This is a genomic window from Bradyrhizobium sp. SZCCHNS3052 (assembly GCF_032484495.1).
Lineage (GTDB): Bacteria > Pseudomonadota > Alphaproteobacteria > Rhizobiales > Xanthobacteraceae > Bradyrhizobium.
On sequence record NZ_JAUETB010000008.1, the window covers coordinates 63,124 to 76,258 of the forward strand.

Annotated in this window: 11 protein-coding genes; 2 read left to right on the plus strand and 9 right to left on the minus strand. The window is 67.0% G+C overall.

Features of this window, described 5'->3' with window-relative positions:
* Nucleotides 1-49: 49 nt before the first annotated feature.
* The gene (locus tag QX073_RS23035) at nucleotides 50-1,324 is read left to right on the plus strand and encodes a DUF2130 domain-containing protein (protein ID WP_315717800.1); all 1,275 of its coding nucleotides are present in this window, start codon (nucleotides 50-52) and stop codon (nucleotides 1,322-1,324) included.
* Nucleotides 1,325-1,437: 113 nt separating this feature from the next.
* Here the strand turns inward: QX073_RS23035 and QX073_RS23040 are convergent, their stop codons facing one another.
* The 6 genes from QX073_RS23040 to asd all read right to left on the minus strand — a co-directional run bounded on the left by QX073_RS23040 (nucleotide 1,438) and on the right by asd (nucleotide 8,385).
* Nucleotides 1,438-2,331 (minus strand): DUF3313 domain-containing protein, encoded by an 894-nt coding sequence (locus QX073_RS23040; protein ID WP_410052383.1) that lies wholly within the window; start codon nucleotides 2,329-2,331, stop codon nucleotides 1,438-1,440.
* Nucleotides 2,332-2,507: 176 nt separating this feature from the next.
* Nucleotides 2,508-4,712 (minus strand): xanthine dehydrogenase family protein molybdopterin-binding subunit, encoded by a 2,205-nt coding sequence (locus tag QX073_RS23045; protein WP_316226414.1) that lies wholly within the window; start codon nucleotides 4,710-4,712, stop codon nucleotides 2,508-2,510.
* Nucleotides 4,713-4,716: 4 nt separating this feature from the next.
* Entirely contained in the window at nucleotides 4,717-5,733 is a 1,017-nt protein-coding gene (locus QX073_RS23050; protein WP_316226415.1) for a xanthine dehydrogenase family protein subunit M, read from the minus strand.
* Nucleotides 5,730-6,245 carry a (2Fe-2S)-binding protein gene (locus QX073_RS23055; protein ID WP_316201173.1) on the minus strand — a complete coding sequence of 172 codons (516 nt, stop codon included), beginning with the start codon at nucleotides 6,243-6,245 and terminating at the stop codon, nucleotides 5,730-5,732. The genes QX073_RS23050 and QX073_RS23055 overlap by 4 nt, the downstream gene beginning before the upstream one ends.
* 153 nt (nucleotides 6,246-6,398) lie before the next feature.
* Entirely contained in the window at nucleotides 6,399-7,394 is a 996-nt protein-coding gene (locus QX073_RS23060; RefSeq protein ID WP_316226416.1) for an NUDIX domain-containing protein, read from the minus strand.
* A 115-nt stretch (nucleotides 7,395-7,509) separates the two neighbouring features.
* Nucleotides 7,510-8,385 carry an archaetidylserine decarboxylase gene (gene asd, locus QX073_RS23065; protein ID WP_316226417.1) on the minus strand — a complete coding sequence of 292 codons (876 nt, stop codon included), beginning with the start codon at nucleotides 8,383-8,385 and terminating at the stop codon, nucleotides 7,510-7,512.
* 35 nt (nucleotides 8,386-8,420) lie between these two features.
* Here asd and QX073_RS23070 point away from each other — a divergent pair, with 35 nt between their 5' ends.
* Nucleotides 8,421-10,085 carry an aminotransferase class III-fold pyridoxal phosphate-dependent enzyme gene (locus tag QX073_RS23070; RefSeq protein ID WP_410052384.1) on the plus strand — a complete coding sequence of 555 codons (1,665 nt, stop codon included), beginning with the start codon at nucleotides 8,421-8,423 and terminating at the stop codon, nucleotides 10,083-10,085.
* A gap of 285 nt (nucleotides 10,086-10,370) precedes the next feature.
* Here the strand turns inward: QX073_RS23070 and QX073_RS23075 are convergent, their stop codons facing one another.
* The 3 genes from QX073_RS23075 to QX073_RS23085 all read right to left on the minus strand — a co-directional run bounded on the left by QX073_RS23075 (nucleotide 10,371) and on the right by QX073_RS23085 (nucleotide 12,944).
* The gene (locus tag QX073_RS23075; RefSeq protein WP_316226419.1) at nucleotides 10,371-11,003 is read right to left on the minus strand and encodes a hypothetical protein; all 633 of its coding nucleotides are present in this window, start codon (nucleotides 11,001-11,003) and stop codon (nucleotides 10,371-10,373) included.
* A 144-nt stretch (nucleotides 11,004-11,147) separates the two neighbouring features.
* Nucleotides 11,148-11,837 (minus strand): class I SAM-dependent methyltransferase, encoded by a 690-nt coding sequence (locus QX073_RS23080; RefSeq protein WP_315717807.1) that lies wholly within the window; start codon nucleotides 11,835-11,837, stop codon nucleotides 11,148-11,150.
* A gap of 51 nt (nucleotides 11,838-11,888) precedes the next feature.
* Nucleotides 11,889-12,944, minus strand: a complete 1,056-nt coding sequence (locus tag QX073_RS23085) for a glycosyltransferase family 1 protein (RefSeq protein ID WP_316226420.1) — start codon at nucleotides 12,942-12,944, stop codon at nucleotides 11,889-11,891.
* Nucleotides 12,945-13,135: the final 191 nt, after the last annotated feature.

Sequence of the window (13,135 nt, forward strand, 5' to 3'; positions counted from 1 at the left end):
CGCCACGCGGCGGCCGGTTAGATTCGGCTTTCATGGAAGGAAGCGAATCATGACCGATCCTCAGATCGTTTGCCCCTCCTGCCGCACCGAGATCAAGCTGACCGAGCAGCTCGCAGCGCCCCTGATCGCGGAGACGCGCCGGCAGTTCGAGAGGCAGCTCCAGGCGAAAGAAGCCGATTTCGGCCGCCGCGAGGCGCAGCTCAAGGCCGCGCAGGAGCAGATCGCGCAGGCCAAGGCTGCGATCGACCAGCAGGTCGCCACCAAGCTGAAGGCCGAACGCGCTGCGATCGCGCAGGCCGAGGCCGAGAAGGCACGACAGGCGGTGGCCGACGAGATGGGCAACCGCGATCGCCAGCTCGCCGAGCTGCACGAGGCCATCGTCAGCAAGGACGCCAAGCTGGCGGATGCGCAGAAGGCGCAGGCGGAGATGATGCGCAAGCAGCGTGAGCTCGACGAGGCCCGCCGCGAGCTCGATCTCACCATCGAGACCAAGGTGCAGGAAAATCTCGTCGCGGTGCGCGACAAGGCGCGGCTCGAGGCGGAGGAGTCTCTGAAGGCCAAGGTCGCCGAGAAGGAGACCCAGATCGCAGGCATGCAGCGCCAGATCGAGGAGCTTCGCCGCAAGGCCGAGCAGGGCTCGCAGCAGCTGCAGGGCGAGGCACTGGAGATCGAGCTGGAGTCACAACTGCGCGCGCGCTTTCCCCGCGACCTGGTCGAGCCGGTTCCGAAGGGCGAGTTCGGCGGCGACGTGATCCATCGCGTGGTCGGCCCCGGTGGCCAGGCCTGCGGCGCGATCCTGTGGGAATCCAAGCGCACCAAGAACTGGAGCGATGGCTGGCTGGTGAAGCTGCGCGACGACCTACGCGCCGCCAAGGCCGACATCGCGCTGATCGTCTCGAGCGCGCTGCCCAAGGGGGTCGACGGCTTCGACCTGATCGACGGCGTCTGGGTCGCCGAGCCGCGCTTCGCGCTGCCACTGTCGCTGGCACTGCGGCAGTCGCTGATCGACGTCGCCTGCAGCAAGCTCGCGCAGGAGGGCCAGCAGACCAAGATGGAGATGGTCTACGCCTATCTCACGGGGCCCCGCTTCCGCCACCGCATCGACGCCATCGTCGAGCGCTTCACCGAGATGCAGTCGGATCTCGACCGCGAGCGCAAGACCATGATGCGGCTGTGGGCCAAGCGCGAGGAGCAACTGCGCAGCGTGCTGGATTCGACGGCGGGCCTGTATGGCGACCTGCAGGGCATCGCCGGCCGCGCGATGCAGGAGATCGAGAGCCTCGACGTGCTGCTGATCGAGGGCAAGAGCGAGGCGGCGGAGTAGCGCACACCGGCCGCCGCCCCGATCCGAGGTGTGCCAACACCCGCAGCGCGCTTATGCTTTCCGACGCGGCCGCGTCTCGCATTCCCATGGCGGCATGCGGATGCATACGGCCGCTACTGTTTCGCGATCTGCGTGCTCGCCTGTGCGTCTCTTGGCACAGCGCCCTTGTCGACCCATTCCGGCGGTGCGCCCAGACGGTTGGCGACCATGCCGATGACCCCGGGATCCCTGCCGAACGCCTCGCACGCCGCGTTCTTCGGCTTGCCGCCAAGGGCCGCCCCGATCCGTTCGATCGACGGCAGCTTCGGCACCTTGCCGAACGGCGTCTCGCCGGTCACCAGCATCTGGCCGAAATCGGCGCTGAACGAACCTGCCAAATCATAGGCATCGCCGGCCTGCGACAGCACCGGCGAGTTGGTGAACGAATTGGCGCCGCGCGCCCATACCATTGCGGCCTGCTGCCGGCCCTTGCGGTCGAGCGCCTCAGCCTCGATCGTGAGACTGCCGAGCCCGATCGGCAGCCGCGGCACCGGAACGGGAACGCCGAGCGCGCCCGGCACCGCCGACACGACCTTCGACGCACCGGCGGCGACCGGATCGGTCGGCGTCGCCTGGGTGATGAAGGTGCGCGTCGTCAGATCGGCCCTCTGATTGGGCGCCACGACTGTGAAGCGTTCGCTCAGGTTGAGACACAGCGCGCGGTCGACGGCATTGGCGACGAGCTGCCGCTGCTGGTCCGTCAGCACCGCGCCGGCCTGGCCCGAGAAGGATGTCGGCATGATACGCACGGTCTGGGCCGCGAGCACATTGTCCTTGTCGACGTTGAGCTGCGACTTGGCGAGCAGGCCGTTCGATTCCGCCAGCGACTGGTAGGATGCGAGCGCGCCGCTCTGCGTCATCTGCGCCGTGGCGCAGCCCGACAGGCCGAGCGCCGCGCACAGCATCATCAGGCGGATGGTGGTGGGGGTACAGGATCTCACGAAAGCCGCGACGTCGATCTCGACCATGCTTCTCCCGCCTCACGCCCACGATGATCGCCCTCTCGCGGGCGGCGCATCCTTCTCCGAGATTTCGGACGGCGTGGGGCGGAAGCATGGAGAGATGTTTCGAAACGGCACCAACAAGGGAGACGGTGTGGCGAGCGCGGCTCGCTCCGGCGCCATTATGGCCGAGAGAAGACGGTTCACCCCACCAGCTTGTCCAACGTGATCGGCAAATCCCGTATGCGCCTTCCGGTGGCGTGATAGACCGCGTTGGCGATCGCCGCGGCGACGCCGACGATGCCGATCTCGCCGACGCCCTTGATGCCCATCTTGTTGATGATGCGATCCTCCTCGTCGACGAAGATCACCTTGATATCGTGAACGTCGGCATTCACCGGCATGTGATACTCGGCGATGTTGGCGTTCATGATGCGCCCGAACCGCTGGTCGATTTGGGCTTCTTCGTGCAACGCCATGCCGATGCCCATGACGACCCCGCCCATGATCTGGCTCGAAGCCGTCTTGGTGTTGAGGATGCGCCCGGCGGCGACGGCATTGACGATACGCGTCACTCTGATCACACCGAGCTCCTCGTCGACCTTCACTTCGGCGAAAACCGCCGAGTGGGTGTTGTGGGCGTGCTTGTCGTCGTCCTCGAAATCCGAGCCGCGCTCCTTCTCGATGCGGTCCTTGCCACCGTGACGCATCACGTCCGACATCGCCAACGACCGGCTGCGATCGGAAATGGCGACGATGGCGCCATCGGCGAGCGTCACTTCGTCGGCGGTGAGCCCCTGCAACGGCGAGCCCGGGATGGTGTGCGCGATCTTCAGCAGCTCCGCCCGGATATCATCGGCCGCGTTGACGATCGCATGCGAGATCGAGGCTGCGGTCCACGAACCTCCCTCCACCGGCGCCTTGGGCAGCGTGGAGTCGCCCAGCTTCACATTGATGCTGTCGAGCGGCACGCCGAGCATGTCGGCGGCGACCTGCGCCATGATCGTGTAGGTGCCGGTGCCGATATCGGAGGTCGCGCTCGCCACCTCGACATGTCCATTCGCCGTCATCACGATCCGCGTCGCGAACGGCATCTGCAATGCCTCCCAGGCGCCGCTCGCCATGCCCCAGCCGACGAGTTCTCGGCCGTCACGCATCGACCGCGGCTCGGGATTGCGCTTCGACCAGCCGAACGCCTCGGCGCCCTGCTGATAGCACTCCTTCAGCCGCTTGCTGGAGAACGGCAGATCCTTGTCCTGATCCCGAACAGAATAGCAGCGCAGGCGCAATTCGAGAGGATCCATCTTCAGCGCGACGGCGAGCTCGTCCATCGCGCATTCCAGCCCGTAGACGCCACTGGCGGCGCCGGGCGCGCGCATGTCGCCGGGCGTCGGCACGTCGAGCTTGGCGAGGCGGTGCGTCGCGCGCGAAGTGGCGGAGGTGTAGAGCACATCGCCCCAGCCGATGTCGTTGCGCGAGAACGCCTCGTGCTGCGAGGTCATCGCAACGGCCTCGTGCGTCAGCGCCGCCAGCGTACCGTCCTCACGGGCGCCGAGCGCCAGCCGCTCGATCGTCGCAGGGCGATAGCACAGGCCATACATCTGGGCGCGGCTGAGCACGACGCGCACCGCGCGCTTCAGCTTCAGCGCGGCCATGGCGGCGAGCACCACCTGGTATTGCGGCCGCAGGCCGGAGCCGAACGCGCCGCCGACGAACGGCGACGTCACCTGGACGTCGTCCTCCTTCAGCTGGAACACGCTGCAGACGTAGCGCTGCACATTCTGCACGCCCTGGGTCTTGTCGTAGACCACGAGCTTGCCGCCCTCGCGCCAGAGCACCGTCGACGCGTAGAGCTCCATCGGGTTGTGATATTCGATCGGGACGCCATAGTCGGCATCGTGACGCACGGCTGCGCCGGCAAGCGCCTTTGTCGCGTCGCCGCGCGGCTTGAGCGGCTTGTCGACCTTGAAAGCCTGCTCGCGCCGCGCATGGAGGTCGGTCGCGAAGCTCTCGGCCAGATACTCTACCGCGACCAGCGTCGCCGCGAAACGCGCGGTGTCCTCGTCCTCGGCGACGACCAGCGCCACCGGCTGGTAGTTGAAATGCACCCGGTCGTCATAGAGCGGACGATAGGGCGAGCCGTCCTCCGGCGCGACCTCGTCGCGAAATGCGTCATCGTTGTCCGCCATCCTGACCCGGTTGGCGTGGGTCAGCACGTCGAGGACGCCGTCGACGGCCAGGGCGCGGCCGGTATCGATGCGCACGATCCGCCCCTTCGGAATGGTGGAATTGACCACGACGCCGAAGGCGAGATCGGGCGCGGTGAACTCGGCGGCATATTTGGCGACACCGGTGACCTTGGCGCGGCCGTCGATGCGGGAGGTCGCTGTGCCGATGCGAGCTGTCATGACATCACCGGATGGTCTTGATGGCTTGAATCTGGGGCGTTGCGTTCGCGGCCTGGGTCAGGGTGCGGACGATGGCGCGGCGCGCCAGCGGGATCTTGAAGGCATTGTGCGTGGCGGCTTTCGCATCGCTCAGCAGGATGTTCGCAGCGCGGCCGAACGCCTGGGGATCCGGCGCCTGCCCGCGCAGCGCGGCTTCGGCGGCCTCATTGCGCCACGGCTTGTGGGCGACGCCGCCGAGCGCCAGGCGCGCCTCGCCGATGCGGCCGCCGTCGAGCTCGAGCGCAGCGGCGACCGAGACCAGCGCGAATGCGTAGGACAGGCGATCGCGGATCTTCAGATAGCTGTGATTCGCGGCGAAGCCCTGCGGGGGCAGCTCGATCGCGGTGATGATCTCGTCGACGCGCAGCGTGTTGTCGAGATCCGGCCGGTCGCCGGGCAGCCGATGGAAGTCGGCAAGGGCGATGACCCGCTCGCCCGAGGAGCCCGCGACCTGCACCTTGGCGTCGAGCGCGGCGAGCGCCACGCACATGTCGGAGGGGTGGGTCGCGATGCAATCGGCGCTGGTGCCAAGGATGGCATGGCCGCGGTTGAGACCGTCGACCGCCGAGCAGCCGGCGCCGGGCGTGCGCTTGTTGCAGGGCGTGGCGACGTCATAGAAGTAGGCGCAGCGCGTCCGCTGCAGCAGATTGCCGCCGGTCGAGGCCATGTTGCGCAGCTGCGCCGAGGCGCCGGCGAGGATCGCGCTCGCCAGCAGCGGATAGCGGCTCTCGATGAGGGGGTGATAGGCGAGCGTGCTGTTTGGCACCAGCGCGCCGATCCTGACGCCGCCGGCGCTCGTCTCCTCCACATTCGTCAGCGGCAGGTGGCTGATGTCGATCAGCTGACGCGGCTGCTCGACGTGATACTTCATCAGGTCGAGCACGTTGGTGCCGCCGGCGATGAACTTGGCCTCCGACGTCGCCGCCTTCAGCCTGACGGCCTCGGCGACATCGCTGGCGCGCGCGTAGTCGAAATTGTTCATCGGCTGCCTCCCATCGCCTGCTCGATGGCGCCGACGATGTTCGGATAGGCGCCGCAACGACAGATGTTGCCGCTCATCAGCTCGCGGATCTCGTCCTTCGTCTTCGCCCTGCCCTCGGCGATCAGGCCGGCGGCCGAGCAGATCTGGCCCGGCGTGCAATAGCCGCATTGGAAGGCATCGTGATCGATGAAGGCCTGCTGCAGCGGGTGCAGCTCATCACCCTTGGCGAGTCCCTCGATGGTCGTGATCTCGGCGCCGTCTTTCATGACCGCGAGCGTCAGGCAGGAGAGCACGCGGCGGCCGTCGATCAGCACGGTGCAAGCGCCGCATTGGCCGTGATCGCAGCCCTTCTTGGTGCCGGTGAGGTCGAGATGATTGCGCAGCAGATCGAGCAGCGTGGTCCAGGGCGCCACCGACAGCGTGTGCGACTGGCCATTGATCTGAAGCGTGACGGACAGAGGGGCAGGCTTTGCGGTGGACGCGGCGCTCTGGCGCGGTGGCGGCGGGCTCATGCGGGGTCTCCGTTGACGGACCCGCATCAACCCGCGATGGCGCGAATGGTTCTTGGCAATTTTCGAACAGCGGACAGCAGGAATTGCTCAGCCGGCACGCGCAGAATGTGCACGGCAGAACCGCTTGCCGATCAATCGTTTCGTCAACCAGACTCAGGCGGCGCGGCCGAGCCACGCCCGCATCTTCTGCGCCAGGCTGCGGCGTGGCGCACCATCCAGCGCCTCCGCATCCGCGGCGGCCACGTCTTCGCGCGGCGCGGCGGCTTCAGCGCCGGCATTCGGCACGTCCGACGGCCTGTCCTTACTCGGGCTGCTTTCGGCATCCGGCGCGGCCTTGCTCGGCACGAGCGACTTGATCGCTGCGGCCACGGCCTCGATACGCTCGAGGTCCGCCGGCTCACGCTCGCTTGCAGCGGGTTCGGCCGCCATCGGGACCGGGTGGGCCTCCACCGGCGCTGCCGCCGGATCCGAAGCAGTCGGTTCGGATTGACCGAGGTCGGGCGCCGCAGCCGCGAGCACGGCTTCGGCGGGCTGCTCGCCCGGCACGGCGATCGCGAGGTCGGCGATCTCCGGAGCCGGCGCTGGGGCGGGCTGCTCCACGACCCGGCTGCGGCGCTTCCTGGTGGTTGCAGGCTTTGCCGCGACCGCCGCCGTCTCCGCTGCGACCTTCTCGACCGGCTTCTTGTCGACGGCGGTCTTCGCCGCCACCTCGGGCGCAGACTTCGCCCTGGTCTTGCGGATCAGGCCTGCAAGCGCATAGGGACCGACGGTCTCCAGGAACGTCTTCTCATGATCGCGCGACAGCCGCCCCACCGCCGCATCGAGCGGCAGCCAGTCGACGGCGCGGACATCGTCCATCAGCGGCTGCGACGGCTCGCCGGCCGCTTCCATGCGCCAGTAGTGCACGACCTTGGCACGCGTGCCGGTATCGTAAACCAGGGTGCCGAGGAATTCATGCACGGTGACCTTGTGGCCGGTCTCCTCCAGCACCTCGCGCCTGGCGGCGTCGCGCGGCGTCTCGCCGTCGTCGAGCTTGCCCTTCGGCAGCACCCATTCGTCGCGCTTGCGCAGGCGCACGACCGCGATGCGCGGCGGCTGTTCCCGCCGCAGCACGATGCCCCCTGCCGCCATGATCGGCGCTCTCGCCATCGCCTCTCCCGAGCCGCAACGACCGCAACTCCCGCGGTCCGATTCGCCAGTTGAACGCTCCGATATAGGACTGCGCAACGCCGAAATCGAGATTCCGCAAGCGTGGACCTGACATTCATCCGGCGGCGACGCGCCTGCGCCACAGTGGCTGGCCGGCCCGGATGCGGGCGCCTTCCGCCACATCGGGGCAGAACGTGAAGTCGCCGGGCGCGAGCAGGATGATGGTCGAGCCGTGCTCGAACCAGCCGAGCTCGTCGCCCTTGCGCACATTGTTGTTACAGGCGTAGGCGAGCGGCCGCTCGGTCTGCGCGTTCAATACGCGGTCGAGCGCATGCAGGCGGATGCTCGCCACCAGGATCGCCGCCACCGGCACGATCGTGAACGGCTCGCCGGAGGCAAGATGCGTGCGGATCACCGCGCGCTCGTTCTTGCAGAACAGCCGCTCGACCCGCTTCAGCGCGATCGGATTGACGTTCCAGACATCGCCATGGATCAGGCTGACATGCTCGATCGTCATGTCGGCCGGAGCGTGGAAGCGGTGATACATGCTCGAGGTCAGACGCAAGGTGACGAAGCAGCCGTTGCGATGGGTCTCGACCACGGCGGGATCGGCGACGAGTTCGCGCAGCGAATAGGGCGCGCCCTTGATCTGGTAGAGCTCGCCGTCGCGGATCAGGCCGTGGGCGCCGATGATGCCGTCGGACGGGCTGGTGACGATGGCGGGATCGGGATCGAACGGCCGCAGGCCGGGCTTCAGCTCGCGCGTGAAGCAGGCGTGCAGGCTCTTGAAGCGGCTCTCCTTGGCCTCGGAGAGATCGAGGTCGGAGAACAGCTTCCACAGCGCGATCGACGCGTCCCGGACGAGCGGGTTCTCGATCTTGGAGAACCAGCCCATGAAGCGGGTCAGCGCGGCGCGCGGCACGCGGTTGGTGAGCAGGAAGTTGAGGTCTTCCTGTTGGGTGACGAAGGCGATCAGGCTTTTGACTGTCATGAATCTGTCAGCAGGAGGGGTTAGCGCTTTTGGACATGATGGAAAACTCGATTCCTTATGTATCGCTCGCCGTTGGCGCTGCCGTGACGGCCGCCATGGCCCCGAAGGTCAAGGCCCGCATCGAGCTGTCGCGCGCCAAGCACCGCTCGCTGGCCGGCCATTCCAAGATGTCGCGCCGGATCTCCAGGCTGATCCCGCGCTATGAGTTCGAGATCGACGACTTCTTCCGCTCCGACGGCGCACCGCAGGCGGTCGCCACGAAGCGCCAGGACGGCTTCTTCCGACTCGGCGCGCTGTTCCAGGAGAAGTTCGCCAAGAGCCGCGCGCTGACGGCGGAAGCCGCAAGCCGCATCCCCGACCTGCAGTTCACCCAGCGCTACCGGGTCCCGTTCCAGTACAGCCGTCTGGTCAAGGAGCAGCTCGGCGCCGGCTCGTTCATGCAGGCTTCCTCCGGCGTGACCCTGACCGATCTCGACGGCAACCGGTTCTACGATCTCACCGGCTCCTATGGCGTCAACATCTTCGGCTACGACTTCTACAAGGAGTGCATCGCGGCCGCCGAGCGGCGCGCGAGCGCGCTCGGCCCGGTGCTCGGGCTCTATCACCCGGTCGTCGCCGACAACGTGAAGCGCCTGACCGAGCTGTCCGGCATGGACGAGGTCTCGTTCCACATGTCCGGCACCGAGGCGGTGATGCAGGCGGTGCGGCTCGCCCGCTACCACACCGGCCGCAGCCATCTGGTGCGCTTCGCCGGCAGCTATCACGGCTGGTGGGGCGACGTGCAGCCCGGCGTCGGCAACCCGATCGCGCCGCACGAGACCTACACCTTGGCCGAGATGTCCGAGCGCACGCTGCACGTCCTGCGCACGCGGCGCGACATCGCCTGCGTGCTGGTCAATCCGCTGCAGGCGCTGCATCCGAACGGCAATGCGCCCGGCGATTCCGCGCTGGTCGATTCCTCGCGCAAGGGCCGCTACGACCGCGAGGCCTACACCGCCTGGCTGAAGCAGCTGCGCGAGGTCTGCACGGAACGCGGCATCGTGCTGCTGTTCGACGAGGTGTTCCTCGGCTTCCGGCTCGCGCCGGGCGGCGCGCAGGAGTATTTCGGCGTCAAGGCCGACATGGTGACCTACGGCAAGAGCCTCGGCGGCGGCCTGCCGATCGGCGTTGTCTGCGGCAAGCGCGAGCTGATGCGCCGCTTCCGCGACGACCGCCCGGCCGACATCTGCTTCGCCCGCGGCACCTTCAACTCGCATCCTTATGTGATGGCGGCGATGGACGAATTCCTGAGCCGGCTCGACAGCCCGAACTTCCGCGCCATCTACGACGGCCTGGATGAAACCTGGAACGGCCGCGCCGCGCAGCTCAACGCCGCGCTGACCGAGCACGACCTGCCGGTGCGCGTCTCCAATATGCATTCGATCTGGCTGGTCGAGTACACCGTGCCGTCGCGCTACAATTGGATTCTGCAATACTACCTGCGTGCCGAGGGACTGGCGCTGAGCTGGGTCGGCACCGGCCGCTTGATCTTCAGCCTGAACTACACCGACGCCGATTTTGCCGAGGTGACGAAGCGCTTCGTCTCGGCGGCCGAGAAGATGAAGCAGGACGGCTGGTGGTGGAACGACGGCACGCTCACCAACAAGGCGATCAAGCGGCAGATTCTGAAAGAGATGCTCGGCGCCGCCTTCGGGCGCTGACGGCGCAACCACCCTCCCCTGAAGGGGGAGGGTCGGCTCGCATGAGCGAAGCGAAATGCGCGCCGGGGTGGGGTGACGGCCTGTCCGCACATGAGGTGCGGGTGAGCAAGTGGAGAGATCACCCCACCCCGACGCGCGCTTCGCACGCGTCGACCCTCCCCCTCCAGGGGAGGGTGGCACGTGCCGCATGGCTGCAAGCTCGCTCGATTTCACCTCACAGCCCCCCATAAACACCGATGCCCGGGACCGGCCCGGGCATCGCGCAACTCCGACGCAGCGACCGGCTCAGGCGTGCTGCTCTTCGAGGCCTTCGTTCATCAGGTGCAGGCCGGGGTCGATCAGCTCGCCACGCAGCAGCGCCAGCGGAGCCGAGCGGTACTGCATGAAATCGTTGAACGGGTCGGTGATGATCTTGGTCATCCAGACGAGACCGGTCTCGACGTCGCGGATGAAGAACAAATGGATGGTGCGGAACAGCAAGCCGCCGATGCCGATCACGAGCCAGAGCTTGGCCGTCTCGCGCACGAATTCCATCGCCGAGGTCCAGGGCGGCAGCAGGCCGAACAGGGTCGGCTGCAGATAGAGCACCACGGGGGCCGCGGCCCAGATCGACATCAGCACGACCTTGCGCTGCAGGTTGTAGCCGACCTTGATCTCTTCCTTGTGCTCGTGGGTCGCCTGGTTGACGTGGTCGTAGCCCTTCGGCTCGAAGAAGAAGTGGCCCGCCTGGCGCGAGGTCATCGACACCAGCCAGCCGATGAGCGCCGAGACCAGCGGATCGAACACCATCATCACGTAGGCGATCATGAAACTGAGCGCGCTGACGAAGTGGAGGCTCTGGTTGATACGGCTGTGATGATAGTAGCGATGGTCGTCCCAGCGCTGAATCCGCAGCTGCTCCAGGAAATTCTTGATCATGGTTGCTCCGAAGAATGAGTTGCAGGTCGTGTACAGGGATTCGATGTAGATCGCATGACATCATCAAGATGTCATGCGATCGGACGCAGCGAAACGTTTCGGACTACGTAGAACGTCGCGGGGCGGTAGAGGGCGGCCGCGGCTTCAGGCCGCGGCGGCACGCTCCAGCTTGCGGAAGCGGACCAGCGAGAAATGGCCGAGCGGCGGGATCAGGCGGCGCTCGACCAGCTCCATGCGCTCGGCGCCGGCGAGCCAGCGCAGGTAGCGCGACCAGCCGAACTCGGCGGTACGGAAGCCGAGCCGGCGCACCACCGGCTGCAACGCCTGCTCGATCACGCGGCGCAGGCCGTCATCGGCGCTAACGCGAGTCAGGATGATCAGTTCGCCGCCCGGGCGCAGCACCCGCGCGAACTCGTCGAGCGCGACTTCCGGGTTCGGCACGGCGGTGACGACATATTGCGCCATCACGACGTCGAACGAATCGTCGGGAAAGTCGAGCTGCTCGGCGTCCATCACCGCGAGACCCTCGACGTTCTTCAGCCGCTGGTCGGCGACGCGCCGCATCGCCTTGCCGAGCATCGCCTCGGAGATGTCGGTGCCGAACACGCGGACATGCGGCGCATAGAGCGGCAGCGAGATGCCGGTGCCGACGCCGACCTCGAGCACGCGCCCGCCGAGCTTGTTCGTGGCTGATATCGCGGCCTTGCGGCCCTTCTCGAACACGCCGCCGAACACGAGGTCGTAGATCGGTGCCCAGCGGTCATAGGCCTGCTCGACCTGCTCGCGATCGAAGTCGAGCTCCCGCGCGCCGCCGAGCTTCATGGTTTCTGCCATCGTTACATCTCACTTGGGTTTGGAATTGATGGAGTGACGCAAAGTTCGCCGTCAGCCGCGCACGGCGCTCTGACCGGCCAGCACCGGGGTCGGACGCACGACGCGGGACGGCTGCAGCACGGCGAGATTTCCGATGAACTGGCGCGCGCTGTTCTCCCAGGAGCGGTCGAGCGCAAATGCCCGGCAGGTCTCGCGCGACATCGTCAGCGCCTTCAGGCAGGCAGCGCGCAGGTCCCAGTCGATCGCCCCGATCGGATGATCGGCGATGACGTCGAGCGGACCGGTGACGGGGAAGGCCGCGACCGGCGTGCCGCAGGCCAGCGACTCCAGCTGCACGACGCCGAACGTATCGGTCAGGCTCGGAAACACGAAGACGTCGGCGGCCGCCATATGTGCGGTCAGGTCCTTGCCGGTCTTCTCGCCGAGGAAATGCGCCGCCGGGAAGCGACGCTCCAGCTCCGCCTTCTGCGGGCCGTTACCGATCACCACCTTCGAGCCCGGCAGGTCGAGCGACAGGAAGGCTTCCAGGTTCTTCTCGACCGCGACGCGGCCGACGGTCATGAACACCGGACGCGGCAGATCCAGCGCGACCGGCGCGTCCGGATTGAACAGCTTCGTATCGACGCCCCGGGTCCAGAAGCCGAGCCGCCTGAAGCCGCGCGACGCGAGGTCCTGCTTCAGCGAATTGGTCGCGACCATGGTCATCGCGGCGGCGTCGTGGAAGCGGCGCATCACCCAATAGCCGACGGCATCGGGAATGCCGGTGCGCACAGCGACGTACTCCGGAAATCGCGTCGTGTAGGACGTCGTGAACGGCAGGCCATGGCGCAGGCAGTAGCGGCGCACCGCCCAGCCGATCGTGCCTTCGGTCGCAATATGGATCGCATCCGGGGCCGCCGCCTCGATGCGCCGGGCGATCTCGCGGCCGTTGGTCACGGCGAGCCGCAGGCCCGGATAGGTCGGCACGCCGAACGACGGAAAGCCTTCCGGCGTGAGGAAGGTGATGTCGGCGCCGAGGCCGGCGGCCGCGCGAGCCAGCGAGGTGAGCGTGCGCACCACGCCGTTGACCTGCGGGTGCCAGGCGTCGGTTGCGATTAAGATCCGCATAAGGCGATCCGGAAAGTTGCAGCGATTCTGAACAGCCGCAAATTCCGACATTGTTATTTCAGGCGTGTGACGTCATCGAACTGTCGAAGGGTCTTTTTGCCCGCCGACTGCTGTTTTCCCCGCGATCTGTGGCCGTCCCGCGCGGGGCGCTGTCGTGAAACCGTCATGAAACAAACGGTTAAGCCGACGAA

What these genes read in the sequence shown, in the direction of transcription:
- QX073_RS23050 (WP_316226415.1), bottom strand. Translation starts at nt 5,733, where the DNA reads ATGAACAATTTCGACTACGCGCGCGCCAGCGATGTCGCCGAGGCCGTC.
- QX073_RS23035 (WP_315717800.1), top strand. Translation starts at nt 50, where the DNA reads ATGACCGATCCTCAGATCGTTTGCCCCTCCTGCCGCACCGAGATCAAG.
- QX073_RS23055 (WP_316201173.1), bottom strand. Translation starts at nt 6,245, where the DNA reads ATGAGCCCGCCGCCACCGCGCCAGAGCGCCGCGTCCACCGCAAAGCCT.
- QX073_RS23040 (WP_410052383.1), bottom strand. Translation starts at nt 2,331, where the DNA reads ATGGTCGAGATCGACGTCGCGGCTTTCGTGAGATCCTGTACCCCCACC.
- QX073_RS23070 (WP_410052384.1), top strand. Translation starts at nt 8,421, where the DNA reads ATGATGGAAAACTCGATTCCTTATGTATCGCTCGCCGTTGGCGCTGCC.
- QX073_RS23060 (WP_316226416.1), bottom strand. Translation starts at nt 7,394, where the DNA reads ATGGCGAGAGCGCCGATCATGGCGGCAGGGGGCATCGTGCTGCGGCGG.
- asd (WP_316226417.1), bottom strand. Translation starts at nt 8,385, where the DNA reads ATGACAGTCAAAAGCCTGATCGCCTTCGTCACCCAACAGGAAGACCTC.
- QX073_RS23080 (WP_315717807.1), bottom strand. Translation starts at nt 11,837, where the DNA reads ATGGCAGAAACCATGAAGCTCGGCGGCGCGCGGGAGCTCGACTTCGAT.
- QX073_RS23075 (WP_316226419.1), bottom strand. Translation starts at nt 11,003, where the DNA reads ATGATCAAGAATTTCCTGGAGCAGCTGCGGATTCAGCGCTGGGACGAC.
- QX073_RS23085 (WP_316226420.1), bottom strand. Translation starts at nt 12,944, where the DNA reads ATGCGGATCTTAATCGCAACCGACGCCTGGCACCCGCAGGTCAACGGC.
- QX073_RS23045 (WP_316226414.1), bottom strand. Translation starts at nt 4,712, where the DNA reads ATGACAGCTCGCATCGGCACAGCGACCTCCCGCATCGACGGCCGCGCC.